The sequence below is a fragment of the Stenotrophomonas sp. 22692 genome (assembly GCF_052045015.1).
GTDB classification, from domain to species: Bacteria; Pseudomonadota; Gammaproteobacteria; order Xanthomonadales; family Xanthomonadaceae; genus Stenotrophomonas; species Stenotrophomonas geniculata.
Genome location: NZ_JBQEMR010000001.1, coordinates 215784 through 241061 on the forward strand (window position 1 = coordinate 215784; position 25278 = coordinate 241061).

The following is a 25278-nucleotide window of genomic DNA, read 5'->3' on the forward strand; positions in this document are numbered from 1 at the left end:
GCTGGCCTCCCTGAGCGGAACGCCCGCCTTGCCATGGCGTGAGGCGCCTTTGCCAGCCAGCGCCCAGCAACGCGCACCGCCGCCGTTGCCGGACCCGTTACGGCCTCCCATCGTGTGATTCCCTGCAGGCCTCAAGTGCCTGCCATAGCTGCTCGACTCATTCTCGACTCTGCCTGTGCCTTCGATGTACAGGCAGCGGGCCGCGTTGCCCGCATCTGCAAAGGAATCAACACCATGAACCGTTCTCTCTCCCTCGGCCTGCTGCTGGGCACCGTGCTGGCCACCACCGCCTGCGCGCGTGCCGCTGAAGAATCCGCCGCCACACCGGTTGCCAGCGACGCCCCTGCGGCACCGATCATGGCCGGTCCGTCGCAGGTGGATCCTGCACTGCCCATCGCCATCGTGCACAAGACTGCCAGCTGTGGCTGCTGCGGCATCTGGGTCGATCACCTGAAGGCCGAAGGCTTCCAGGTGGATGTGCGCGACACCGACGACATGAACCCGATCAAGGTCCGCCTGGGTGTACCGGTCGGCAAGGCGTCCTGCCACACCGCCGAGATCGGTGGTTACGTGGTTGAAGGCCACATTCCGGCCGAGGACATCAAGCGACTGCTGGCCGAGCGACCGGCGGTGCGCGGGCTTGTGCTGCCCGGAATGCCGGCCGGTTCGCCGGGCATGGAAATGCCCGACGGCTACGTGCAGCCGTACACTGTCGAGCTGGTGCGCACCGACGGCAGCACCGAGCCGTTTGCCCAGCACGGGCACGGTGGCTGATGGTCGCAGGTGCCGGTCGCCCTGACCGGCACCTTCCCACGTGTCCTGTGTAGAGCCGAGCCCACGCTCGGCTGTTTTCTTCCGGCAAGCCGAGCGTAGGCTCGGCTCTACAGGATCAGCGGTGTGCCGCAGATTCCTTGGCCAACTGCGCGTCGAACGTCTTCTCGGCCGCATCCGCGTAGGCGCTGCAGGTCAGTGCCTTGGCGCCGGCCTTGCTGCCGGCGGCATAGTTCCAGTTGCTGGCACCCGGGTGCGGGGTCAGCAGCAGATCGCAGGGCAGGCCGCGCACGGTAGTGAAGCTGCGCTTGTAGTCCTCGATCAGGCGCGGATAGCGCGGGTTGCCCGCCAACTGGTAGCCCGGCGCGCTCAGGCTGTCGGCGTAGGCGATGCGCACCGGCTTGCCGTCGCGCCTATCGGTCCAGGTCCAGGCGGTGCTGCCCGGGGTGTGCCCCGGCATGAAGTGCGCGGTGAATGCGATGCCGCCCACCGTGACCACTTCGCCATCCATGATGATGTGGTCGGCGCTGGTGGGCGGATAGGTGATGCCGTCGCCAAAGTGCAGGTCGTTGCTGCCGCCGCGCGCCAGCAGCACCGCTGATTCGGCATTGGCCACCACGTGCGCGCCGGTGCGACGCTTGAGCTCGGCCACCGGGCCGGCGTGGTCGGCATGCGCATGGCTGAGCAGAATCAGTCGCAGGTCCTGCGGGGCCACGCCGCGCACCTTCATGTTGTCCAGCAGGTGGCCGGCCATCTGTGGCATGCCGCCGTCCAGCAGCACTGCGCCCTCGGCGGTCTCCACCAGCAGCGCGGTCAGGTTTTCGGTACCGATCTGCCAGGTGTGGTCGGCGATCTGCAGCGGTGCCATCGGCTGCAGCCAGGAGGTGTCCACGGTGTAGGCCCGCAGCTGCGGCAGTGGTGCCTCGGCGGCACTGGCGTGCGCGACCGGAACAGCAGCGGCCAGGGCGAAGGCGAGCAGGGAACAACGCATGGTTCACGTCCGTTTGAAGGAGGCCCAGAAACTAGCATGGGCCCCCTTCATCGCGTCTCGCATAGATTTCATGGCTCCCATAAGGGCGCCATGGATCAGTACCGGTACTGCCACCCCAGCGTCAGCACCCGGCCGCGGCCGGAGAAATAGCTCGGATTCGACGGCGTGGTCTGCGAGTAGTAGCTGATGTACTGCTTGTCCGCCAGGTTCTGCACGCCCAGCGTGAAGGCGTGCTTGTCCAGCGTATAGCGCGCGACCAGATCCAGAGTGGTGTAACCCTTGAACTCCGCCACCTGCGCGCCACGCAGGTCGAAATCACGGTCGAAGGCATGGCTGGCCTGCAGGCGCGTGCTGAGCTGCGGCGTCCAGCTCTGTTCCCAGAACGCGGTCAGCCGGTTCGGTGCGATGTTCACACCAGCCAGGTCGCTGTCGAGGCGACCGTCAACGTCGGCATCGTAGCGGCCGTTGGCGCGCGCATAGCCCAGGCCAAGCCGGCTGTCGCCCAACCGCAGGCGCAGGTTGCTTTCAAAGCCTTCCACGCGGGTGGCCTGGCGCTGCACCGCATAGGCATCGATGCCCGGATCGTAGATCAGTACCGAGCCGAGCCTGGATTCGGAGGTGTAGTAGGCGATGTCGCCGCTGAAGCGGCCATCGTCGTACTCCAGGCCGATCTCGCGGTTGTCCGACACCACCGGTGACAGGTCGATGAGGCTGTCCACGCGTTGTCCGTCGCGGTTGATCGCGCGCAGCACGCGGCCGACGTCGGCCACGGTGTAGCCTTCCGAGTACGAGGCATAGGCGTTCAGGCGGTCGTTGATGTACCAGACCGCGCCGAAGTTGGGCAGGGTCTCGCTCATGGTCGGCTTGCCGCCGGCTACCTTGCGTGCGCCGTAACGGGGCAGCGTGGTGTAGTCACCCACCTCCAGCTCGCCCTTTTCGTAGCGCAGGCCGCCGGACAGCATCAGGTGATCGGTCGGCCACCAGTGCAGCTGCAGCAGCGGTGACAGGCTCTGGTAGGTGGTCTGCGGCACCCAGTTCATGCCACTGGCCAGCAGCACCTGGTGGGTGCGGTCGCGCAGGCCGTCCAGGCCCAGGGTCACGTCCAGCGTGGTGTCGGCGACGCGGGTCCAGCTCTGGGTCAGCTTGAAGCCGCGCTTGTCCGATTCGTTCTGGGTCTGGTCCCAGGCGGCGTTGGCGCCGGTGTTGCCCCACGGGTCCCACTGGCTGGCACCGTAGCGGCCTTCGAAATCCACCGCGAAGGCCTGCGCCTGGAAACGGCCACCGAGCAGGTCGGCGGCGCTGTAGTCCACCGTCAGCGAACGCGAGCGGTTCATCGGCGGATCGAGTGGCGTATCGCCGGGGACCGAAATGGTCGGGCGACCGGTCCGATAGTCACCGTTGATGGCCAGGTAGTTGTCCATCCCGCGCAGTTCGTAGCGGTTGGCCATGACCTGCAGGCGATGGCCCTCGGCAATGTTCCAGCCCAGCTTGGCGAACACGTTCGATGAGGTCGAGTCCACAGCTCGCCCTGCGCGTTGGTGCCGATCGATCGGCCCTCGCCGTCGTGGTACAGGCCCTGCTTCTCATAGGCCAGGCCAGCCACCAGGTCGAACTGCTCGCCGCGCACGCCCACCAGGGCCGAGCCGCGCTGGCCATTGTCGTCGTGGCGGCTGGGCAGGGCAGCGCTGTAGCTGACGTTGGTGTCGAGCAGGAACGCGCCCGGCTCACTGGGCGCACTGCGGGTGATGATGTTGACGATGCCGCCGGTGCCGCCGATGCCCTGCAGCGCGTTGGCGCCGTGGATGACCTCGATGCGTTCGATCATCGCCGGGTCGATGGTGTGCGAATCACGCGAGCCATCGCGCAGCGGCGTGGACTGCGGCACGCCGTCGACCATGTACAGGATGCCGCGGCCACGCAGGGTTTCGCCGTAGTTGGACATCTTTTCACGCGCCGGGGCAAATGCCGGGATCTGTGACGACAGCACCCGCGACACATCCGAACCCAGCGCCAGCTGCTGGGCGATGTCCTCGCGTGTCAGTACCGTGATGGTATTGGGCATGGCGGTCTCGCCCTGCGGCATGCGCGCGGTCGAGGCCGAGACCGTAACGCGGGCCAGCGACGTCGTCGTGGCGGATGACGGCGCCGATGATGCGGCCCGGGCCGGGGTGCGCGGCTTCGCCGGCGCTGGCGCGGCACTCACCACGAACACACCCGGCGAACGTTCCTGCATCGCCAGGCCTTGCCCGGCCAGCAGCCGCTGCAGGGCCTCATGCGGGGTGTAGCGGCCATCAACAGCCGGGGCGCTGCGGCCGCTCACGCTGTCGGCGGCGAACAACAGCTGGATGCCACTCTGCCGCGCCAGCGAGTTGAGCGAAGCCTGCAACGGGCCGGCCGGCAGGTGCAGCTCGATGGGCGCTGACGCAGCGGTCTGCGCCGTGGCGGGCAGGGCCGCACACAGGCAGGCAGCGAGCAGGGTGGGGGCCAGCCGGCGCAGAGCGGCAGGCGGAACAGGGCGGGTCATGCGGGGGTCCTTCGGAAGGGTTCAAGCACTTGCCGGATGGGACGGCGCGCAACCCACCCTCGGTGTGGCATTCAATCGCGGGCGCGCAGATGCAGGCTGCCATCGGTGCCGGCATGCACCTGCACCGGCAGGATCTCGGGCAGCAGCGCGAGCACGGTCTCGGCGCGGTCGGCATCGAAGACGCCCAACACCTGCAGGGGCCCCAGCGCTGGGTCGTCCAGCACGATGGGACGGTCGTGATAGCGCTGCAGGATGCGCAGGACCTCGCTCAGTGGCATGCGGTCGAACTGCAGGCGTCCGGTGGTCCAGTCCGCCTGCTCTGGATCGATGGCTTCCGGAGGCGACAGCGAACCGCGCTGGGCCAGCAGGCGCTGCCCTGGCTTCAGCCGCTGTTCGCTGCCGCCCTCGTCGACGCGCACGCCGACCTCGCCGCGCCACAGTGTCACTTCGCTCAGTTCCCCCTGGCGGTCGACGTCGAACACCGTGCCGTAATTGCGCACGTGGACCGGGCCGGCATCCACCCCGAAGCGTCGCCAGGCCGAGTGCTGCACCTCGAAGCGTGCCCGCCCTTGTTCCAGCAGCACCTGCCGGGAGCGCAGATGGCGGCGCACCTGCACGCGGGTGCCTGCGTCCAGCTGTACCCGACTGCCGTCGACCAGGACGAGTTCACGGCGTTCGCCCACGCCGGTCTGGTAATCGCGGACCTGCCAGGCCGGGTCGGCCACGAGTACGGCGCCGGCCAGCACCAGCAACACGGGCAGTACCCGCTTCGCGCCGCCACCCCGGCGGCGCAGCGTTTCCGGGTCGGGCAGCGGAAAGCGTTGCTTCAGGGCGTCCCGATGCTGGTCCAGGATCTGGTCGGTGCTGGGGACTTCGGGTGGCGGCGGTGGTGCAGGTGCATCGCTCATTGCAGCGTGCCCTGCTGGCGGCAATCGGCCATGGCCAGCCGCAGGTGACGCTCCACCGCCTTCAGGCCGATGCCCATGCGCTGCGCGACGTCGGCCTGCGGCAGCGCGTGGATCTTGTGCAGGATGAAGACCTGCCGGCGCCGGCAGGGCATGCGCTCGATGGTCGCGCTCAGGCGCTGCAACGCCTGCTGTCCCTGCGCCTGCTGCTCGGGGCCTGGGCGTGGGCAGGCGTCATCGGGCAGTTCGGCACGCGACTCCACCCAGTGCCGGCGCAGATCCTCGGCGCGGCAGCGGTCCACCGCCGCATCGTGGGCGATGCGCCGCAGCAGTGCGATGGGTTGCCGTGCATCGTAGGCGGCGGGGCGTTCCAGCAGCCGCACGCAGACGTCGTGCACCACTTCACGGGCCAGCCCTGGCGACCGGAAACGGCAGCGCAGGTACTCCACCAGTTCCTCGTAGTGGCGCACCAGCGAGGACACCAGCGGCAGCGCAGGAGGGTGTGGGGAAGGTAGTCGGGACATCCGGACCGGAAGCAGGGGCAAGGGGCGGGCACGGGGAGGGCATCCCTGCGCGATGACGCAATACTAATGGGAACCGTTCGCGTTTGCCATGTGGTTCGGGGATCGGGATTGTTCGGCGAGGCTGGAAAGTGAAACCACGATCATCGGCTGGAGCGCAGAATCGGCCGCGGCTAGCCTGCCAGCAGGCTCAAGGAGATGGACCATGCACGTGCTTCTGGTGATGGTGGGTGGGGTGCTGTTGTTGGGGGTGTTCCTGCTCTTCGGGCGGCTGTGGAGCGTAGGCCAGTCACAGCTGCCCACGGCCCTGATCGCGTTCATCGCCACCTGGCTGCTGGTGACGGTGGCCAACATGTGGGTGGGCGTGAGCAAGGCCGGCTACGCCGTCCGGGAGGAGCTGCCGATCCTGCTGCTGGTGTTCGCGGTGCCGGCCTTGCTGGCCGGTCTGCTGTACTGGCGCCTGGCGCGCTGAAGGACGGCCATGAGCACACGACTGCGACTGCCTGCCCTGCGCCAGCGCGATGGCCACCACGCCCGCGTGACCTACGAAGAGCTGTTCTTCGACCTCGTCTACGTGTTTGCGGTTACCCAGCTCAGCCACCATCTGCTGCATCACCTGGATCTGGTCGGGGTGATGCAGACCCTGGTGCTGTGGTTCGCGGTCTGGCTGGGCTGGCAGTACGCCTGCTGGGTCAGCAACTGGTTCGACCCGGAGGCGCCACGCATCCGGAGCCTGCTGTTCGTCACCATGCTGCTGGCGTTGCTGATGTCCTCGTCCATTCCCGAGGCCTTCGCTGAACGCGCCTGGGTCTTCGCGGGGGCCTACGCCACCATGCAGGTCGGGCGCACGGTGTTCGTGCTGCTGGAGGTCGGGCGCAACCATCCGCTGGCGCCCAATTTCCGCCGCATGCTGGCGTGGGTGAGCGTGTCGGCCTGCTTCTGGCTGGCAGGCGCTGCTGCCGAGGGCAACCTGCGCCTGGCCTTGTGGGCGGTGGCGGTGGCCTGCGAGTACATCTCGCCGATGTTCGGCTTCGCGTTTCCGGGGTTGGGCCGTTCGCACACCCGCGAGTGGACCATCGAAGGCGGGCACCTGGCCGAACGTTGCCAGTTGTTCGTCATCGTCGCGCTGGGTGAAACGTTGCTGGCCACTGGCGGCGTGCTCAGCGAGGTCGAGCACTGGAGCGGCGATGTGGTCTCGGCGGTGCTGGCCACCTTCGCCGGCACCATCGCCATGTGGTGGTTGTATTTCGGCATCTCCAGCCGCGATGCCACCGCGGCGATCACCCATTCCGAGGACGCCGGGCGGATGGGGGCCAACTTCCACTACGTGCATGCGCTGCTGATCGCCGGCATCATCGCCACCGCGGTCGGCAATGACCTGGTCATGGACCATCCTGGCGCGGAGGTGACCCTGGTCTACGCTACGGTGCTGGTTGCCGGACCGTTGATCTACCTGCTGGGCAGCGCCTTGTACAAGCGCATCGTGTACGGGCGCGCCCCGTATTCGCATCTGGTCGGTGCAGTGGCGTTGGTCGTGTTGGGGGTGGTTTTGCCGCACACCCATCTGCTGGGCGCCGGCTGGCTGACCAGCGCGGTGCTGCTGGCGGTGGGCTTGATGGATACGCAGTTGAAGCGTCGCCTGCGGCGCGCATGATCCGCACGCGCCGTTGCCGCATTATCGACGAGGGAGAGCAGGATGCAGGGCGAAGCGCGCGGAACCTTTGAAGTGAAGCTGCTGCCGATCGGTGGCAACGACGGCCCGATCGGGGTGATGTCGATCGACAAGGTCTTCCATGGTGACCTGCAGGGCAGCAGTGTCGGCCAGATGCTGGCATTCCGCAGCCCGGTGCAGGGCTCAGCGGGCTATGTGGCGATGGAACGGGTAACGGCCACGCTGGCTGGGCGTCAGGGCGCTTTTACCTTGCAGCACAACGGTCTGATGACTCGGGGAACGCCGGAGCTGAACGTGGTGGTGGTGCCCGATTCGGGCAGTGAAGGACTGCTCGGTCTGAGCGGCACACTGGAGATCTCCATCAGTGAAGGCCGCCACGACTACCGGTTGGTCTATGTGTTGCCGGAGCCGGAATAGACCGTTCCCGGAGTCAAGCGCTGCCGGCCTGCAGGCGGTCATACATCCGCACCAGGTCGACCAGGGTGCGTGCGCCCATCTTGCGCATCACCTGCGCACGGCGCACCTTCACCGTGATCTCGCTGACGCCGAGGTCGCCGGCGATCTGCTTGTTGAGGCGGCCGCGTACCACGCCATCGACCACCTCGCGCTCGCCCGCGTTCAGCGAATCCCAGCGTTGCTGGAGCGCGCCGAGCACGTCGCCCTCGCGGCGGCGCTGGCGGTCGATCTCAATGCCCTTGTGGATGGCATCCAGCAGTTCCTGGTCGCGGAAGGGCTTGGTCAGGAACTCGATGGCCCCGTCCTTGATCGCGTTGACGCCCATCGCGATGTCGCCGTGGCCGGTGATGAACACCACGGGCAGCTGCAGGCCGTGACTGCCCATCGTGCGATGGAACTCCAGCCCACTCTGGCCGGGCATGCGCACGTCCAGCACCAGGCAGGCCGGTGCATCTTCCAGTTCGTGTTCGAGGAACGCCTGGGTGGAAGCGAAGGCGCGCACCTGCAGGCCCATCGAGGCCAGCAGGTCTTCCAGTGCCGCGCGCACCGACGGGTCGTCGTCGATTACGTAGACGATGGGTGCTGGATCAATGGCTGGGGCAGCGGGCTTACGCATGTTGAGCGTCCGTGGCGATGGGCAGGTCGAAGACGAAGCAGGCACCGCCGCCTGCTGGTCGTTCGGCGCGGATCTGGCCGTCGTTGGCCTCGATCATCGAACGGCTCAGGCTGAGGCCCAGTCCCAGCCCGTGTGACTTGGTGGTCCAGAAGGCATCGAATACACGCTCGGGATGATCGGCGGGCAGGCCGACGCCGCGGTCGCGCACGCTGAGACTGACCCGCTGACCGTCACGTCGGGTCAGCAGCGACAGGCGTCGGTCGGCGGGAGGCACGGTTTCCATTGCGTCCACCGCATTGAGAATCAGGTTGCCGATCACCTGCTGCACCTGCACACGATCGGCCTGCACCGGGGGCAGGTCGGCATCCAGCAGCAGGGCCACGGCCACGCCGTGCTGGTCCAGTTCACTGCGTGACAGCGCCAGCATTTCCTCCACCGCGTGGTTCAGGTCGAAGGCGTGCCGTTCCGGAGCGGCGCCTTGGGTAAGTCCGCGGATGCGGGCAATCACGTCACCGGCACGGTGCGCGTCGGCCAGGATGCGGGCCACGGTCTGGCGTGCCTTGTCCACGTTCGGCGGATCCTGTGCCAGCCAACGCTGGCAGGCTTCGGCACTGCTGGCAATAGCCGCCAGCGGCTGGTTCACTTCATGCGCGATGGAAGTGGTCAGTTCGCCCACGGTCGAGGCGCGCGCCACCCGCAGCAGACGGCCCTGCGCTTCCTGCACGGCGGCCTTGGCCGCTTCCATGTTCAGGGCGAGGTAGGTGGTGATGCCGATCACCAGCATGCCGATCACCGAGTTGACCAGGCCGATGCGATAGGTGCCGAAGCGGGTCAGGAAGAAGCTCAGCCCGGTCAATGCAATGCAGGCGACGGCCAGGGTGATCAGCCCGCGCGCGCTCATCACTCGTGATGCGGCGAGGATGACCGCTGCGTAGAAGCAGGCCGCCGCGACCGCGTAATCGGTGACGGTATCGATCAGGAAGATCGCCGCCATCACGACGATCAGGGCCAGCAGCATCAGCGGGCGGCGGGGCGACAGCGATGGCATCGGGATGGCTCCCTGGCGTGGGTGGAAAGGATAGCAAAGCGCTGTTCGGTAGATGCCGACCTTGGTCGGCATGGGTTGTGCGCGGTCATGGTGCCTGACGGATTGTGCCGACCACGGTCGGCACCTACCAAGGCGGTGCACGGTAGCGCCGGGCCATGCCCGGCGGGATGCGTCCATCAGCGGCCGGCACTACTCCTCCAGGCTGGCGTTCCAGAACCCCTGCAGTACGCCGGGCGTGGTCGCCAGCGTGGCCAGCACGGCATCGAGCTCACCGGCATCCACCGTGGTGGCATACAGCACCGCTTCGATCTCCACGTCACGCTCGCCGAATGGCCGCTGGTCCACCGCGCGCACCGGGTACTGCGCCTGCTCAAGCAGCAGCAACAACCGGTCCAGCACCTCGGCCTGCTGCTCGCGCTGGCAGACCACGTTGATCGCATAGGTCGCCTCGCTGAACGCTTCCGGCAGCGGCTGCCGCTGGATGCGGTTCACCACCGGCCGCAGCAGGGTGTTTGCGGCCAGCACGAACACTGCCGCCAGCACCGCCTCGGGCAGCAGCTTGATACCGGCACACGCACCTACCGCCGCCGAGCCCCACAGGGTGGCGGCGGTGTTCAGGCCGGACACCTGGGCGCCGTCCTTCATGATCGCACCGGCGCCGAGGAAGCCGACGCCGGAGATCACATAGGCCACCACATGCAGCGGCGAGGGTGGACCGCCGTACAGGTCATGGAAGCGCACCGCCAGATCGACGAACACTGCCGCGCCCACCGCTACCAGCGTATTGGTGCGCAGGCCGGCGGTGCGTTGGCGCAGCTGCCGCTCCAGGCCGATGATCGTGCCCAGCACGAACGCCACCGACAGGCTGATCAGCGAGCTCAAGGTCGCGCCGGCGTTGAAGGCCGGCAGGTTGGGATTGATGTCCATTGTGTTTCTCCCTGGACAAGCGGCGGGCGTTTACTGCCAGCCGTACCGGCGGATGTAGAACTTCTTCAGCGCGGTGGTCAGCACCGCATAGCCGAACAGGATCGCCACCAGGAACGGCCAGTAGCCAGCCGGCAGCGCCTGCAGCTTGAAGTAACCGGCCAACGGGCTCATCGGCAGGGCCACGCCGATGGACATGATCAGGCCGGTCATCAGCAGCAGTGGCGGCGCGGCGATGCTCTGCAGGAACGGTACCTTCGGCGTGCGGATCATGTGCACGATCAGGGTCTGGGTCAGCAGGCCGACCACGAACCAGCCGGACTGGAACAGGCTCTGGTCGCCGGCGGTGCGCGCATCGAACACGTACCACATCAGCGCGAAGCAGGTCAGGTCGAAGATCGAGCTGATCGGCCCGAAGAACACCATGAAGCGGCCGATGTCCGCCGGGTTCCACTTCAGCGGCCTGCGTACCAGTTCCTCGTCCACGTTGTCGAACGGAATGGCGATCTGCGAGATGTCGTACAGCAGGTTCTGCACCAGCAGCTGCAGCGGCAGCATCGGCAGGAACGGCAGGAAGGCGGAGGCCACCAGCACCGAGAACACATTGCCGAAGTTGGAACTGGCGGTCATGCGGATGTACTTCAGCATGTTGTTGAACGTGCGCCGGCCCTGGATGACACCTTCCTCCAGCACCATCAGGTTCTTTTCCAGCAGGATGATGTCGGCGGCCTCCTTGGCGATGTCCACGGCACTGTCCACGCTGATGCCGATGTCGGCCGCACGCAGCGCCGGGGCATCGTTGATGCCGTCACCGAGGAAGCCGACCACCTTGCCCTGGGCGCGCAGCTCGCGCACCAGGCGTTCCTTGTGCAGCGGCGTCAGCCGCGCGAACACGCGGTGGTGGTGCAGTGCCCGCGACAACGCGCCGTCATCCATGCGCTCGATCTGCGGGCCGGTCAGGATGGTGTCGGCGTCCAGCCCCACCTGCGCGCAGACGCGGGCGGTCACCAGTTCGTTGTCGCCGGTGAACACCTTGACCTCCACGCCATGCGCGGCCAGCGCCTGCAGCGCCTGCGCTGCCGATTCCTTCGGCGGGTCCAGGAAGGCGACGTAGCCGACCAGGGTCAGGCCACATTCGTCGGCCTGCGAATAGGTGGTCTGGCTCGCGGCGGTCTCCTTCATCGCCACCGCCACCACGCGCAGGCCCTGTTCGTTCAGCTCTTCGGTGGTCTGCCGCACGCGGGCCAGGCGATGTTCATCCAGCGGCATGTCCTGGCCGTTCTCGCGCACGGTGCTGCACACCGCCAGCATTTCTTCCACCGCGCCCTTGCAGATCAGCTCATGATGGTCCTCGCGCTCGGACACCACCACCGACATGCGGCGGCGCTCGAAGTCGAACGGGATCTCATCCACCTTGTGGTAGTCCTGCGACAGCCGCAGCGAGCTTTGCAGCTCCACGTGCTCCAGCACCGCACGGTCCAGCAGGTTGATCAGCCCGGTCTGGAAGTGGCTGTTGAGATAGGCGAACTTCAGCACGTCTTCCGAATCGTGGCCGAACACATCGGTATGACGCTCCAGCGCGATCCTGTCCTGGGTGAGGGTGCCGGTCTTGTCGGTGCACAGCACTTCCATCGCGCCGAAGTTCTGGATTGCATCCAGGCGCTTGACGATCACCTTGCGCCGCGACAGCAGCACCGCACCCTTGGCCAGGGTGGAGGTAACGATCATCGGCAGCATTTCCGGCGTCAGGCCTACCGCCACCGACAGCGCGAACAGGAACGCCTCGGTCCAGTCGCCCTTGGTCCAGCCGTTGATCAGCAGCACGAACGGCACCATCACCAGCGCGAAGCGGATCAGCAGCCAGCTGACACTGTTGACGCCGGCCTGGAATGCGGTCGGCGCGCGGTCAGTGGCGGTGCTGCGCTGGGCCAGCGTGCCGAAGTAGGTGCGGTTGCCGGTGGCCAGCACAACGGCGGTGGCCGTGCCGGACACCACATTGGTGCCCATGAACAGCAGGCTGTGCTGTTCCAGCAGGCCAGCCAGGCCGTCGCCCGGGTGCGCGAACTTCTCCACCGGCAGCGACTCGCCGGTCATCGCGGCCTGTGCCACGAACAGGTCCTTGGCAGTCAGCACGCGGCAGTCGGCCGGAATCATGTCGCCGGCCGACAGCACGATGTGGTCGCCGGGCACCAGTTCGCGGATCGGCAGGTCCAGCAGGCGCGCCGGGCGCCGGCTGTGCAGGTGCGCACCGAAGTACTGGTCGGCCACATCGGCGGCCTCGGTACCGGGATTGCGGCGCAGCACGCGCGCGGTATTGCCGACCAACGCCTTCAGCCGCTCGGCTGCACGGTTCGAGCGACCCTCCTGCACGAAGCGGATCAGCGTGGACAGCAGCACCATCGCACCGATCACCATGGTGGCCTTGATGTCTTCGGTCAGCCAGGACACCGCCGCCAGCACGGTCAGCAGCAGGTTGAACGGATTGCGGTAGCACTGCCAAAGGTGCCGCCACCACGGCAGCGGCTTTTCGTGATCCACCTCGTTGGGGCCGAGCGTCGCCAGCCGTTCCTCGGCCTCATGCGGGCTGAGGCCATCGGCATGCGACCCCAGCGTGGCCAGCAGCTCGGCTTCCTCCTGCTGGGCCAGGGTGACCAGGCCGGTGGTGAGCGCGAACGGTGCCGCGTCGGCGCTGCCCAAGCCAAACCCGGCTTCGGGCATCGCACGGCGGCGGAACAGGTTGCCTGCGCGACGGCTGCGCAGGAAGGCATTGAACCAGGCGTTGAGCAGGCTCATGGGACTCTCCTCGAATGTCAGAGCCGGCCGGGGCCGGAACACGAACGGAACGGATGCAACCGATCAGGCGTGGCGCATCGCCAGCACCGCCGGCGACCACGGCTGCATGTGCAGGCGCTGGCTGCCGCCGATGCACAGCGGCTTCATCGCATCACGCAGCGGATAGGGCAGATGACGCAGCACGGTGATGCGCTCGCTGATCGGCAGCAGCGACAAGGCGTCGGCCACCACGCGTGGCGAACCGAGTGACAGCGAACGGGCAAACATCACGGGGCCGTGCTGCAGCAGCTGGCTGCGCAGCGCGGCAACATCGCGCTCGCCGATCAGGCGGCGCAGGGTGATGTAGAGGATCTTGTAGGACATGGGGGTGCTCTCCAGGCAAACGGCGCCTGGCGGCCCCCCGTCACTCAGGCAGGCAGGGGCCGGCGGGCAGGCGCCAGGAACAGGCAACAAGCGGTCATCCGGGGCGCGGTGCGCCCGGCAGGGTCGGGGTCCATCTGCGTCTCCATGAGGGGAGGGTGCCGGCCAGGATTGCCCTGGCCAGTGGCGCTATTGTCCGCCCCTGAATGGGACGGGCCTAGAGGCTCGTGGGTTAGCCCGGCTATACCTTGGTATAGCCGGCATGCGCAGCGTCAGTCGAGGGCTCAATGATGGATCAATGCGAAGCGCTGGTCTGCTTGCACACGTCGTACTCGCCACGGCTCAGCGTCTTGTTGCGGTCGGTGTCGCAGGCGTGCAGTCGTTCGGCCCAGTCCGGTGCCACGGCATCCACCTCGGCCAGCGTGACGATGCCGTCCTTGTCCTTGTCCAGCGATTCGTAGGCAGGGATGAGCCTTACTTCTGTCACGTCCTCGGCGGCGGTGGCCTTGCTGGCCTCCTGCGGATTGGAACAGGCGCCCAGCAGCAGGCCCGCAGATAGCGAGAGAGCGATGGGAAGGCAGCGATAACCGGTCATGGCGTGCTCCTGGGGAAAGGGCGAACCACCGGTGCGGTGGTCACCGCCGGATCTTCTGCGCGGAGCTGTAAGCGGGCTGCGAAGAATGGGGCCGTGGACCGTTGCCGGTGGGTCGCCATTCACCTGGCCGCGCAGCAGCGATCGCGCGGAGTCGGCGCTACCCTCGAACGGTGGGATGCCGGCCAGCGGCCGGCACTACCATCTGCTCAGAAACGGTCGGCAAAGGCGTCCGTCGCCCGCACCAGCGCATCCACCGTGGCCGGCTCGTTCGCGCTGTGGCCGGAGGTCACCACCTCCAGCCGGGCTTCCGGCCAGGCCTTGGCCAGATCCCACGCACTGCGCGGCGGGCAGATGATGTCGTAGCGCCCCTGCACGATCACGCAGGGCAGGTGGCGGATGCGATCGATATCGCGCAGCAGCTGGTCCGGCTCCAGGAAGATGCTGTTGCGGAAGTAATGCGCTTCAATGCGGGCCTTTGCCAATGTGTCCAGCGGGTCGTCGGTGGATTGCGCATCCACGTCGTGCTGCAGGGTGGCGGCGTTGTCTTCCCAGCCCAGCCAAGCCTGCGCGGCTTCGATGCGGGTCGCTTCATCCGGGCCATCCATGCGCGTCCAGTAGGCCGCGATCATGTCGCCACGCTCGGCTTCCGGTATGTAGGCCTCATAGCGTTCCCAGCGTTCCGGGAAGATCCAGCGCGCACCGCCGTTGGCCTCGGCGAACCAGCGGTTCTCCATCTCGCGGCCGAGGAACACGCCACGCACGATCAGGCCGGTGGCGCGTTCGGGATGCGCCTGCGCATAGGCCAGCGACAGCGTCGAACCCCATGAGCCGCCGTAGACCAGCCAATGCTCGATGCCCAGGTGCTCACGCACCTTCTCGATATCGGCCACCAGATCCTGCGTGGTGTTGTCGCGCAGTTCGCCGAATGGTGTGGAGCGGCCGCTGCCGCGCTGGTCGATCAGCACGATGCGGTACCGCGCCGGATCGAAGAAGCGGCGATGGGTGGGCGAGATGCCAGCACCCGGGCCGCCGTGCAGGTACACCACCGGAATGCCCTCTGGCGTGCCGCACTCTTCGATGTGCAGCGTGTGCAGATCGCTCACCTTCAGGGTGAACTCGCGGTACGGCTCGATGGCGGGGTATAGGGTTCGCACGGCGGACGTCTCACAAGCAGGGGCGGCCAGCATAGCGCCCCCGCCTGCTGCCTGCAGCGTCGTGCTCCTGCGCGGCGCTGGAAATGGGCTGGCCGATGCGCATAAGCTTCCGCGATGCAAGCGACCACGACCGGGACGTCAACCTTCAACTTCACCCTCCGCAGCGGCGCGCGCGAGCTGCTGAAGTGGATCGCACTGCTGGCCATGACGGGTGACCACGTGGCCAAGGTGGTCTTCGGCGGCTACGTGCCGGTGGTCAGCGAACTGGGGCGCATCGCCTTCCCGCTGTTCGCGCTGGTGATGGCCTGCAATCTCGCCCAGCCCGGGGCCGACCTGCGCAAGTCGATGCGCCGGCTCGCGCTGTGGGGGCTGATCGCACAGCCATTGCACGCATTCGCGTTTGGTTCCTGGCTGCCGCTCAACATCCTGCTCACCTTTACATTTGCAGCAGTAGCCGTACATGCGCTGGCGAACAATCGGCCGGTGCAGCTGTTGCTGGCTGCCGGCGTGCTGCCGATGTTCGTGGACTATCAGTGGGCCGGGGTTGGCAGCGTGCTGCTGGCCTGGATCGCGTTCCGGCACCGGGCGTGGTGGCTGTTGCTGGTTGCGCTTGCAGCGGTGTGCTGGGCCAACCACAACGGCTGGGCACTGCTGGCCATTCCGGTAGTGCTGCTGGCGGCGCGGGTGCCGTGGCAGCTGCCCCGCTGGCGGTGGGCGTTCTACGGGTATTACGTGGGGCATCTGGCGGTGCTGGCGTTGGTTGCCCATCTGCTTGTGTAATGTCGGAACTGGCATGTCGAGTGTCTTGAATGCCGGATGCGGTCAAGGAATGCGCGTCGCAGGTGGGGGTGAAGCATGCCGCCATCGGCGTGTGTAGAGTCGAGCCATGCCCGACTCAGCGGGCGAACCGGAGCCGAGCATGGCTCGGCTCTACACGTTCTGGGAAATCCACGCCATGCGTGACCGGCAAAGCGAGCCGAGCATGGCTCGACTCCACAGGTGATGCATGTCTGGCGTGGAGGCGCCTGCCTCAGAAGTCCATCGTCGCCGACACCAGCACCGTTCTCGGCGCTCCCAGCGCTAGACTGGAAAGCAACGGCATGCCCCAATACGCCTTGTTGGTCACGTTGTTCACACTGGCTCTCAGCGCAAGCGGTCGACCCGCCGCGGTGGTGCTGTAGCGCGCCCCGACATCGAACAACGTGCGGCCCGGCACCGACAGGCTGTTGTCGGCACTGATGTACTGCTTCGACATCGCCGTGGCATTGCCGGTCAAGGTCAGGCCCTGCAAGGTCGGTACATCCCATTCCACCCCCAGCTTGGCCTGCCGTTGCGCTACGGCGGTGGCGATGCGTCCCTCATTCACGCCACCGGCCGTGCGGGTCAGCTTCGGCTGCACATAGGCCACGCCACCGAGCAGGCGCACGCCATCCAGCGGCGTGCCGAAGAAGCCCCATTCCACGCCGCGATTTCGTTGCTCGCCACCGAACGAGAAGATATTCGTGACCGGGTCGGTATAGCTGCTCGGTCGCTTGATTTCATACACACTGAAGGTGTGCGCGAAGCTGCCTAGGTCCAGCTTCAGGCCCAGCTCCTTCTGCCTGGTGCGGAACGGTGCGAACACATCGCCGGCGTTGGCGGCGGTCATCGGCGCGGTGGCGCCCTGGCTGAGGCCTTCGATGTAGTTGGTGTAGATGGAGGCCCTTCCGGTGGCCTTCACCAGCAACGCCGCTGCCGGCGTGGTGGCGCTCTCGTCGTAGCGCGAGGTGCGTGCACCGCTGGCGACATTGAAGGTCTCACTGACCACCTGCTGGCGGCGCACGCCCAGCGTCAGCTGCACGCGGTCATCGGCAAAGGCGAGGGTGTCGGCGAAACCGAGGCTGTCCAGCCGCAGCTCGGTGTGCGAGATGTGCGGCGCTACGAACGGTGCCGCCGGGCCCCATGCCGGGTTGTACAGATTGGTGGTCCAGTCCCAGCCCGGCACGCTGCGGCGGCCATAGTCGTTCTGGGTGTGCTGGTAGTGGGTCACGTTGGCAGCCCACTGGTGGCCGACGCTGCCGGTGTGGAACGAACCGCGCAGGCCGGCATCGCCGGACTGCTTCCTGATATCGAAGGCGAGCTGGCCGATCACGGTGGTGAAGTCGCCGGCTGGATTGAGGATCTGCGCGCTGATCGAACCATTGTAGCGGTAGTCGGTCTTGCTGATGCCGTAGGCCAGGTAGGCCATCAGGGTGTCATTGATGTCCAGCTCGCCCCGCAGCATCGCGCCCTTGTCCTGGCTGTCCACGTAGGCCCAGTCCGGGTTGATCAGCGTATCGCCACGCGGCGGCCGCGGAATGGCCACGCCCGGTGCCAGACCGACGCCGCGTGCCGGGCCGTCCACGCGGTCATCGGCGCTGTACAGATCGGCCGACAGCCGCGCACGTTCGCCGCGCCAGTCCACTGCCAGTGCGCCGAGCTGCACCTTCTTGCTCTGCTTGCCGACCGCGCCATCACCATCACGGTACGCGCCGTTGAAGCGGATGCCGAACTGCTTGTCCGCGCCCAGGCGACGCCCCGCATCCACATGGGCGCCAAACTGCACATCGGAGGCGAAGTTGGCACTGACCCGCAGCAGCGGTTGATCGCCGGCACGCTTGGGGACCAGGTTGACGCTGCCACCGACCGAGCCGCCCGGCGGCATGCCGTTGAGCAGCGCGGAGGGGCCTTTCAGCACCTCGATGCGTTCGAACATTTCCGGCGAAGTGCGGTAGTACGGCGCCATGCCGCTTAGGCCATTGAAGGTGGTGTCGCTGGTGTTGGAGGCAAAGCCTCGGATCGCGTAGTTCTCGCTCCACGAACCGGTGACGCCGTTGCTGAACACCGTGGGGTCGGTGGCGGCGATGACGTCGGTGAGGTCCTTGGCCTGGCGGTCGCGGATGAAGGACTCGGTGTAGCTGACCGTATTGAACGGCGTGTCCATGAAGTCCTTGTCGCCAAGCAGGCCGACGCGGCTGCCAGCGGCCACTTGCCCGCCCGCATAGTCTGCAGTGACCCGGCGCTGTTCCTGCACCTGCACCGAGGGCAGGGTGGACGGCGCGGAGTCGGCCAGCGCGGCAAACGAGGCCAGCAGCCCTAGCGCGAGGGCCGACATCCGATAGCGCCGGGCGATGCCTGGTGGATGCATCAGGCCGGAAGATGCGGCGGCAGCGCGATGCTGCAGAGAAGAGAAGTTGTACACGGTCATGCCAGATTCCTGTGAATCGCAGGCGCGAGCGCGCCTGGCGCGCTGCCGACGGCAAGCACGGGGAGAGGGCGCAGCGCAGGGTTGTTGGCTGGGTGGGGACCTGGCGGAAGGTGAGCCATGGGCTCGACTACGGGCAGCGTGCTGGACGCATTCCGAATTAGTTGAGTAAATTAAACTAAATCAATCGAAGCGGACAAGAGGGTCCCTTTGCTGGCACCCTCAGCAGGGTATGAGCACGCACCGTATGAGCCCTCACTCCGATCCAACGGCGCCGACCCGTGGCCGCCCGCCCACCATCACCCCGGAGCGCCTGGCCGACATCGGCATCCGCCTGGGCCTACCCAACCTGACCATGGCCAACGCGGCCGCCGAACTGGCGGTGACCCAGGCGGCGCTGTACAAGCGCGTGGCCAACCTGGAGGCGTTGAAACGCCTGGTGGCCGAGGCGGTGTTCCAGCGCTGGCAGATTCCGCGCGCGTCGGTCGACGCACCGGGTGGGCTGGAGGCCTACCTGATGCGGTTCGTGGAGTCACTGTGCGAGGTGGTGAAGGCGCATCCCGGGCTGCCACCGTACCTGTTGCGGCGCACGGTGGCGACCGCGCCGATGCTGGAAAAGATCGCCTCGCACCAGGCACACGTGGCTGATGTGTTCGGCCTGCCGGTGGACAAGGCGCGCTGGCTGCTGGCCACGATCGCGTTCTATTGCATCGCCGGCGCCGATACGATCTATGCGATTGCGGACGACGAGGAAGGGCAGGTGATCACCGAGTTCAAGCAGGGCATGCGGGCGCTGGTGATCGGTTCGCTGGAGGTATCGCGGCTTCGGTAGATGCACGCCATGCGTGGACGATCCTGGCCGTTCACCCTGACGCCAGCCAGGCATGGCCTGGCTCTACTGGACGGATCGCGTGGTGTCGAGAATACAATGCGGCCATGCCTGCCACGCCTACTCTCGATGATCTTCGCCGCTACGCGGTGGCGCGCACCCTGTTCAAGCCGACTACGCTGCTGACCGCGATACGACGGCTGGGCTTCGTGCAGGCCGACCCGATCAGGGCACCGGCGCGCGCACAGGACCTGACCCTGCGCCACCGGGTGAAGGACTACCGCGCAGGCGATCTTGAGCGGCGCTACACGCGCCTGCCGGTGGAAGAGGATTGCCTGGTGAACTACGGCTTCCTGCCGCGCGAGCATCTGGCACTGATGCACCCACGCGTGTCCAAGCGCGAATGGGACGCCGAGACCCATCGCCGCGCGGCCGACGTACTGGCCTTCGTGCGCGAGCGCGGCAGCGTGCACCCGCGTGAGGTGGACCAGGCGTTCGCGCATGGGCGGGTGACCAATTACTGGGGCGGCACCAGCAACGCAAGCACGCATCTGCTTGACGGCATGCACTACCGTGGCCTGCTGCGGGTGCAGCGGCGCGACAGTGGCACCCGCATCTATGCAGTGGCCGAGCACGCCGAGCCGGACGCCAGCGAGCAGGCGCAGGTTGAACGGGCCGCCGCCCTGATCGATCTGGTGGTGCGCAAGTACGCGCCGCTGCCCTCGGCCAGCCTGACCTATCTGGTGCGCCTGCTGGGCTATGGCGCCCCACATCTGGCCGAGCAGACCCGGCAGGCGTTGGCGTTGGCCAAGCAACAACTGGCCAGCTGCACGCTGGAGGGCACCACCTGGTACTGGCCGGTGGACGAGAATCCGCGCTCGCGCCGCCATGCACCGGACGAACAGGTGCGCCTGCTGGCGCCGTTCGACCCGGTGGTGTGGGACCGCCGCCGCTTCGAGCTGCTGTGGGGATGGGTGTACAAGTTCGAGGCGTATACACCTGCACCGAAGCGACAGTATGGGTACTACGCTCTGCCGGTGTTGTGGCACGACCAGGTGGTGGGCTGGGCCAATCTCAGCGTGCGCGACGGTGAGTTGGCATCGAGTGTGGGCTATGCAGGCAAGTCGCTGGCCCGCGACAGGGTGTTTCGTGGCGCGTTGGAAGACGAGCTGCAGCGCATGGCGGAGTTCCTGTAGAGCCGAGCCATGCTCGGCTGTTTTTCGCGCGGGCCAGCGAATCGAAGCAACGTTCATCGCGCCCGGTAGCTGCCAACTTTGGTTGGCACCGGCTTCCATCGGTGCCCACCAAGGTGGGCATCTATCAGAGCAACGCCGCTCAGGCCCGGTGCCCACCAAGGTGGGTATCTACCGATTCAGCCGCCCATGCGCCACCATCGCCAGCACCACCACACCGGCGGCGACGCTGGTGTGACCGGACAGCGCGGCCAGGCCGAAACCCACGCCCAACGCGCGCATGGCAAACACGGCGCTGAACATCAGCAGCGCCCAACCGACTGCGCGCAGTTGCTGAACGGCCTGCGCGCTCAGTACACGGCGCAGCACATCGCGCTGATGGCGCTCCATCGCCAGTGCCAGGCAACCGAACGCGGCCAGTGACAGCACAAACAGAATGACGTGGATCATGCACTGGCCTCCGGTACTGCAGTGCGTGGTGCAGCAGGCGGGCGTGCACGCTTCACCTTCGGTGCGTGCTTCCAGATGCGCCACGCCAGCACTGCATGCAGGACGGCCAATGCCAGCAAGGTCAGATCGGTGCCGGCGAATGCCCAGTCGCCTGTGGTCAGGGTGCGCCACAACGGATGTGCCGTCGTCGTCGCCGTGAGTGCCGGCAACAGCGTCAGCAACAACGCCCCCAGCACGAACTGTTCGATCCACGCACGCTTGGGTGTGCGCAGCGTGGCGTGCACGAACATCGCTGCCCAGGCCAGGAAGAACACATGCACCTCCCACGCCGCGCGCCCCTCCATGAAGGTGGGTAGAAGTCGATTCGCCCACAGATAGGCCGCCATCGCCACCGACAGGCCAGCAACCGTGGCGATGTTGAGGCGCTCCACCAACCGGAAACCGAAGTAGGGGCGCTGTGGGTCAGGCAGCTGGGTACGCCGCTTCACCGTCCACAGCACCAGCCCGGTGCCGACCATGGCGGTGCCCGCGAGGCTGACTATGAAGTACAGCCAGCGCAGCGTGGCGTCGGCAAAGCGCCCCAGATGCAGGCCATACAGCACGCCCTGGGTATCGGCGGCGACGCCCGAGTGCTCCTTGACCTGCAGCAGCTGCCCGCCGCTGCCATCGAACAGCAGGTAGTTCGGCGTGGTCGAAACCCGGCTTGACTGCGCACGCACCACCGCCACGCGTGCGTTCTCGTCGCCGGGATTCTGCACCTGCACGCTGCCCACCGCGCCGGTTCCCCAACGCTGTTCGGCCTGTCGCACCAGTGCGCCGATGTCTGTAAGCGGAGCGGCGTGACCGGCGGCCTTCTGCGGCGGCAGGAACAGCCGCATCTCGCTGACCACCTCGGCCTGCTGGCGCTTGTCCGGCAGTTTGGCCAGTCCCCACGGCATGTACAGCACCGCCAGCATCACCAGGCCGCTCCAGGTGATCATGAAGTGGAACGGCAGGCCGAGCACCGACAGCGCCGCGTGACCATCCAGCCACGAGCGCTGACCCTTTCCCCAGCGGAAGGTGAAGAAGTCGGCGAAGATCTTCTTGTGGGTGATCACGCCGCTGACGATGGCCACCAGCATGAACATCGCGCAGACGCCGACGATCCAGCGGCCCCACATGGCCGGCATGTAGTGCAGGTTGAAGTGGAACGCATAGAAGAAGTCGCCACCGTCGGTATCCCGCGCCTGCAAGGGCGTACCGGTGCTGGCATCGAACAGGCCTGAATCGAAGCCATGTCGGCCGCGCCCACCCGGGCTGGCCCACATCGCTGACACCCAGGGCATGCGCGTACTTGGCAGGCTCAGGTTGATCTGGCGGGCTGCAGGCGTCTCGGCAATGATGCTGGAGACCGTGCGCTGCGCGACCATCGCCGCCTCCGGCAACGTGGAGGGCGTGGCGATCTCAGGGCGTGTGTAGCGCGAGAGCTCGTCGCGGAAATAGCTGGCGGTGCCGGTGAGGAACATCGCGTACAGGATCCAGCCGGCCAGCAGGCCGACCCAGATATGCAGGTCGGACATGGTCTGGCGGATGCCGCGTGGCTTGGCGGTGCGATCGATCTTGCTCATGCAGCGCCTCCGTTGGCGACCGATTGCGCAACCAACCACAGTGGCAGGGCGATCATGATCAACCCGATCCATGCGCGCCGCGCCGAGCGCACCGCGAACACCCAGACCACGGCGCCGGAATACAGCAGGAAGCTGGCCAGCATGCCGGTGAACACGGCCTGGCGGCCATCGATGGGCAGCGCCAGTGCAGCGATGCTGCACAGCGCGGCGAGCACATAGCCGCCGAACAACGCAGCGATGATGCGTGAGACCAGGGGCAGCCAGGCCAGCACGGAAGCGGTACGGGAAACGGTCAAAGCACTTCTCCAGGGCACCACGCGCCATGGCGTGGTGTCCTTGAATCCAGGATCAGAAATCGACGGTGGCCGACAGCACGGCGGTGCGCGGCGTGCCCAGACCGGAGCCAAGGCTGCCCGCCCAGTACGCCTTGTTGGTCACGTTCTGCACGGTGGCGCGCAGTACCAGCGGATGGCCGGCCGCCTGCGTCGCATAGCGGGCACCGAGATCGAACACGGTGCGGCCTGCCACCCACTGGCTGTTGTCAGCATTGATGTAACCCTTGGACAGGCTGACCGCGTTGCCGGTGAGGGTGAGGCCGGCCACGGCTGGCACGTCCCATTCGACGCCCAGCTTGCCCTGCCATTGCGGTGTGGCCGTGGCCAGCCGGCCTTCGTTGATGCCGCCCTGGGTGCGGGTCAGCTTCGGCTGCAGCCAGCCGATGCCGCCCAGCACGCGCAGCTGTTCGGTCGCCTGGCCGAACACGGTCCATTCCACGCCACGGTTGCGCTGCTGGCCGCCGAACGAGAACACATTGGTGGCCGGATCGGTATAGGAACTGGGCTTTTCGATCTCGTACACGCTCAATGCGCTGGCCAGACGGCCGAAGTCGAACTTGGCGCCGACCTCACGCTGGCGGGTTTTGAACGGCGGGAACACCTCGCCCGCATTCGCTGCACTGACCGGGGCGGTGCTGCCCTGGCTCAGGCCTTCAATGTAGTTGGCGTACAGCGACAGTCGATCGCTGGCCTTGAACAGCAGTGCAGCGGCCGGGGTATTGGCGCTGGCATCGTAGCGTGTGGTGCGCTTGCCGGTGCTGCCGTCGAAGGTGTCGCTGAGCACGGTCTGGTGACGGATGCCCAGGGTCAGCTGCACGCGGTCATCGATGAAGGACAACGTGTCGGCGATGCCGAAGCTGGTGGTACGCACTTCCGCGGTCTTCGGCAGCGACGCATCACTGAAGCTGCGATCGATAGCCGGGCCCCACTGTGGGTCGTACAGGTTGGTCACCCAGTCGCGGGCCAGCAGATTGCGCTTGAAGCCGAATTTCTGGTCGTGCTGGTACCAGGCGGCACTGATCGCCAGTGCGTGATCGACCGGGCCGGTGCGGAAACGTGCCGAGAGACCGGCTTCGGCGGTGTCCTTGCTGTAGATGAAGCGCTGGTGGGCGAAGTTGTTGCGGAAATCGCCGGCCGTGTTGGTGATCAGCGTGGTGGCACTGGCGATGGAATCGAAATCGGTATGGCCGTGGCCGTAGCTGGCATGCGCCTGCAAGTGGTCAGTGATGTCGAACGACCAGCGCAGCGCGGCGGCCGAGTCCTTGACGTTGCTGAAGGTCCAATCCGGTGCGAACAGGGTGCTGGCCTTCGGTGGGCGGGGCACGGCCAGGCCGGCTGCCAGCGAAACGCCACGATTGAGGCCATCCACATGGTCACGGCTGCTGAACAGGTCCAGCGAGACCTGCGAGCGTTCACCCCTCCAGTCCAGGCCCAGCGACGCCAGCTGCGTCTTGTGCTGCTGGTGGTCGGTGGCGGTGTCGCCATCGCGATGCACGGCATTGAGGCGCACACCGAACTGCTGCTGCGCGCCGAAGCGACGACCAACATCCAGATGGCCGCCGAACTGCGCGTCGCTGCTGTAGCTGGCCGTGAAGCGGGTCAACGGCGTATCACCTGCGCGCTTGGGTACCAGGTTCACCGCACCGCCCACCGAGCCACCCGGCGGCATGCCGTTGAGCAGTGCCGATGGCCCCTTGAGTACTTCGATGCTCTCGGCCAGTTCGGGGGTGACTCGGTAGTAGGGGATCAGGCCGTAGAGTCCGCCGAAGCCGATATCCGACGAGGCAACACCGAAGCCACGGATGTTGAAGTAGTCGGTGATGCCACCGCTGGATCCACTGCTGTAGACGCTGGGATCGGTCAGCGCGATCACCCTTACCAGATCCGGTGCCTGGATGTTCTCGATGAACCCGGCGGTGTAGCGGGTGGTGTTGAACGGGGTGTCCATGAAGTCGAGCTCGCCGAGCAGGCCGACGCCACTGCCGCGGGCGACCTGGCCGCCGGCATAGGCATCGGTGGGCGTGGTCTTGTCGGCGCGCACGTTCACCGTAGGCAGCTGGCGGGCACCGTCGGGCGCGTCGTCAGCGTGGGCGGCGGTGGCGATCAGCAGGGTGGGCAGCAACGCGGCACGTGCGGCCAGGGACAGCGCGGAGCGGCGTGGGAGGGACAGGGCTCGAAGGGGGAGGGACATGGCAGTTCTCGTGTGATGGGGCGTGCAATCGGCCAGCACGGCGCCGTCGATGACCTGCACGGGCAGGACGACGCGGGCTGTGGAATGGCTGGCAGAGGGCACGGCACTGCCGCTGGGGCA

At 66.9% G+C, this 25278-nt stretch carries 24 protein-coding genes; 7 read left to right on the top strand and 17 right to left on the bottom strand.

Annotation, left to right across the window (positions count from 1 at the left end; all coding sequences use genetic code 11):
• Positions 1-234 precede the first annotated feature (234 nt).
• Positions 235-774 carry a DUF411 domain-containing protein gene (locus ACTJJM_RS00935; RefSeq protein WP_272773551.1) on the top strand — a complete coding sequence of 180 codons (540 nt, stop codon included), beginning with the start codon at positions 235-237 and terminating at the stop codon, positions 772-774.
• 115 nt (positions 775-889) lie between these two features.
• Here ACTJJM_RS00935 and blaL1 read toward each other — a convergent pair whose 3' ends face one another.
• The 5 genes from blaL1 to ACTJJM_RS00960 form a co-directional block, all read right to left on the bottom strand.
• The gene (blaL1, locus tag ACTJJM_RS00940; RefSeq protein WP_109814216.1) at positions 890-1762 is read right to left on the bottom strand and encodes a L1 family subclass B3 metallo-beta-lactamase; all 873 of its coding nucleotides are present in this window, start codon (positions 1760-1762) and stop codon (positions 890-892) included.
• Between the two features lie 95 nt (positions 1763-1857).
• Entirely contained in the window at positions 1858-3210 is a 1353-nt protein-coding gene (locus ACTJJM_RS00945; RefSeq protein WP_440865111.1) for a TonB-dependent receptor, read from the bottom strand.
• Entirely contained in the window at positions 3093-4286 is a 1194-nt protein-coding gene (locus ACTJJM_RS00950; protein WP_440865052.1) for a TonB-dependent receptor plug domain-containing protein, read from the bottom strand. Before ACTJJM_RS00950 ends, ACTJJM_RS00945 begins: the two co-directional genes overlap by 118 nt.
• Before the next feature lie 71 nt (positions 4287-4357).
• A complete protein-coding gene (locus ACTJJM_RS00955; RefSeq protein WP_272773549.1) occupies positions 4358-5194 on the bottom strand; it encodes a FecR family protein in 837 nt (278 codons plus the stop codon).
• On the bottom strand, positions 5191-5715 hold the full coding sequence (locus ACTJJM_RS00960; protein WP_272773548.1) for an RNA polymerase sigma factor: 525 nt from the start codon (positions 5713-5715) through the stop codon (positions 5191-5193). Before ACTJJM_RS00960 ends, ACTJJM_RS00955 begins: the two co-directional genes overlap by 4 nt.
• A 202-nt stretch (positions 5716-5917) precedes the next feature.
• On the opposite strand from ACTJJM_RS00960, the gene ACTJJM_RS00965 reads away from it, so the two are divergent.
• Genes ACTJJM_RS00965 through ACTJJM_RS00975 form a run of 3 tightly spaced genes read left to right on the top strand, consistent with a single transcriptional unit; the run spans position 5918 to position 7801 of the window.
• On the top strand, positions 5918-6184 hold the full coding sequence (locus ACTJJM_RS00965) for a hypothetical protein (protein ID WP_010485461.1): 267 nt from the start codon (positions 5918-5920) through the stop codon (positions 6182-6184).
• A 9-nt stretch (positions 6185-6193) separates the two neighbouring features.
• Positions 6194-7366 (top strand): low temperature requirement protein A, encoded by a 1173-nt coding sequence (locus ACTJJM_RS00970; protein WP_241874859.1) that lies wholly within the window; start codon positions 6194-6196, stop codon positions 7364-7366.
• Positions 7367-7408: 42 nt separating this feature from the next.
• Positions 7409-7801: a DUF3224 domain-containing protein gene (locus tag ACTJJM_RS00975; protein ID WP_010485465.1), complete on the top strand. Its 393-nt coding sequence runs from the start codon at positions 7409-7411 to the stop codon at positions 7799-7801.
• 13 nt (positions 7802-7814) lie between these two features.
• Here the strand turns inward: ACTJJM_RS00975 and ACTJJM_RS00980 are convergent, their stop codons facing one another.
• The 7 genes from ACTJJM_RS00980 to pip all read right to left on the bottom strand — a co-directional run bounded on the left by ACTJJM_RS00980 (position 7815) and on the right by pip (position 15330).
• Complete coding sequence (locus tag ACTJJM_RS00980) at positions 7815-8456, bottom strand: response regulator transcription factor (RefSeq protein ID WP_010485466.1); 642 nt, start codon at positions 8454-8456, stop codon at positions 7815-7817.
• On the bottom strand, positions 8449-9504 hold the full coding sequence (locus tag ACTJJM_RS00985) for a sensor histidine kinase (RefSeq protein ID WP_241888179.1): 1056 nt from the start codon (positions 9502-9504) through the stop codon (positions 8449-8451). Before ACTJJM_RS00985 ends, ACTJJM_RS00980 begins: the two co-directional genes overlap by 8 nt.
• A 189-nt stretch (positions 9505-9693) precedes the next feature.
• Positions 9694-10431, bottom strand: a complete 738-nt coding sequence (locus tag ACTJJM_RS00990) for an MgtC/SapB family protein (protein WP_049430484.1) — start codon at positions 10429-10431, stop codon at positions 9694-9696.
• 30 nt (positions 10432-10461) lie between these two features.
• On the bottom strand, positions 10462-13221 hold the full coding sequence (mgtA, locus tag ACTJJM_RS00995) for a magnesium-translocating P-type ATPase (RefSeq protein ID WP_440865053.1): 2760 nt from the start codon (positions 13219-13221) through the stop codon (positions 10462-10464).
• Positions 13222-13284: 63 nt separating this feature from the next.
• Positions 13285-13584 (bottom strand): hypothetical protein, encoded by a 300-nt coding sequence (locus ACTJJM_RS01000; RefSeq protein ID WP_005413574.1) that lies wholly within the window; start codon positions 13582-13584, stop codon positions 13285-13287.
• Between the two features lie 292 nt (positions 13585-13876).
• Positions 13877-14176: a hypothetical protein gene (locus ACTJJM_RS01005; protein WP_019337231.1), complete on the bottom strand. Its 300-nt coding sequence runs from the start codon at positions 14174-14176 to the stop codon at positions 13877-13879.
• 206 nt (positions 14177-14382) lie between these two features.
• Positions 14383-15330, bottom strand: a complete 948-nt coding sequence (gene pip, locus ACTJJM_RS01010) for a prolyl aminopeptidase (RefSeq protein WP_193390880.1) — start codon at positions 15328-15330, stop codon at positions 14383-14385.
• Positions 15331-15444: 114 nt separating this feature from the next.
• On the opposite strand from pip, the gene ACTJJM_RS01015 reads away from it, so the two are divergent.
• Complete coding sequence (locus tag ACTJJM_RS01015) at positions 15445-16110, top strand: TraX family protein (RefSeq protein ID WP_049455156.1); 666 nt, start codon at positions 15445-15447, stop codon at positions 16108-16110.
• Positions 16111-16360: 250 nt separating this feature from the next.
• On the opposite strand, the gene ACTJJM_RS01020 is transcribed toward ACTJJM_RS01015, so the two are convergent.
• Positions 16361-18556 (bottom strand): TonB-dependent siderophore receptor, encoded by a 2196-nt coding sequence (locus ACTJJM_RS01020; protein ID WP_049455157.1) that lies wholly within the window; start codon positions 18554-18556, stop codon positions 16361-16363.
• 244 nt (positions 18557-18800) lie between these two features.
• Between ACTJJM_RS01020 and ACTJJM_RS01025 the strand changes: the two genes are divergently transcribed.
• Positions 18801-19385, top strand: a complete 585-nt coding sequence (locus ACTJJM_RS01025; protein WP_029550732.1) for a TetR/AcrR family transcriptional regulator — start codon at positions 18801-18803, stop codon at positions 19383-19385.
• Between the two features lie 104 nt (positions 19386-19489).
• Positions 19490-20578, top strand: coding sequence for a DNA glycosylase AlkZ-like family protein (locus ACTJJM_RS01030; protein WP_029550733.1), 1089 nt, complete (start codon positions 19490-19492; stop codon positions 20576-20578).
• A 168-nt stretch (positions 20579-20746) separates the two neighbouring features.
• Here the strand turns inward: ACTJJM_RS01030 and ACTJJM_RS01035 are convergent, their stop codons facing one another.
• Genes ACTJJM_RS01035 through ACTJJM_RS01050 form a run of 4 tightly spaced genes read right to left on the bottom strand, consistent with a single transcriptional unit; the run spans position 20747 to position 25158 of the window.
• Positions 20747-21025 carry a DUF3325 domain-containing protein gene (locus ACTJJM_RS01035; protein ID WP_019337237.1) on the bottom strand — a complete coding sequence of 93 codons (279 nt, stop codon included), beginning with the start codon at positions 21023-21025 and terminating at the stop codon, positions 20747-20749.
• Positions 21022-22632 carry a PepSY-associated TM helix domain-containing protein gene (locus tag ACTJJM_RS01040; RefSeq protein ID WP_019337238.1) on the bottom strand — a complete coding sequence of 537 codons (1611 nt, stop codon included), beginning with the start codon at positions 22630-22632 and terminating at the stop codon, positions 21022-21024. The genes ACTJJM_RS01035 and ACTJJM_RS01040 overlap by 4 nt, the downstream gene beginning before the upstream one ends.
• On the bottom strand, positions 22629-22928 hold the full coding sequence (locus ACTJJM_RS01045) for a DUF3649 domain-containing protein (RefSeq protein WP_019337239.1): 300 nt from the start codon (positions 22926-22928) through the stop codon (positions 22629-22631). Before ACTJJM_RS01045 ends, ACTJJM_RS01040 begins: the two co-directional genes overlap by 4 nt.
• Positions 22929-22980: 52 nt before the next feature.
• Positions 22981-25158 (bottom strand): TonB-dependent receptor, encoded by a 2178-nt coding sequence (locus ACTJJM_RS01050; RefSeq protein WP_019337240.1) that lies wholly within the window; start codon positions 25156-25158, stop codon positions 22981-22983.
• Positions 25159-25278 lie beyond the last annotated feature (120 nt).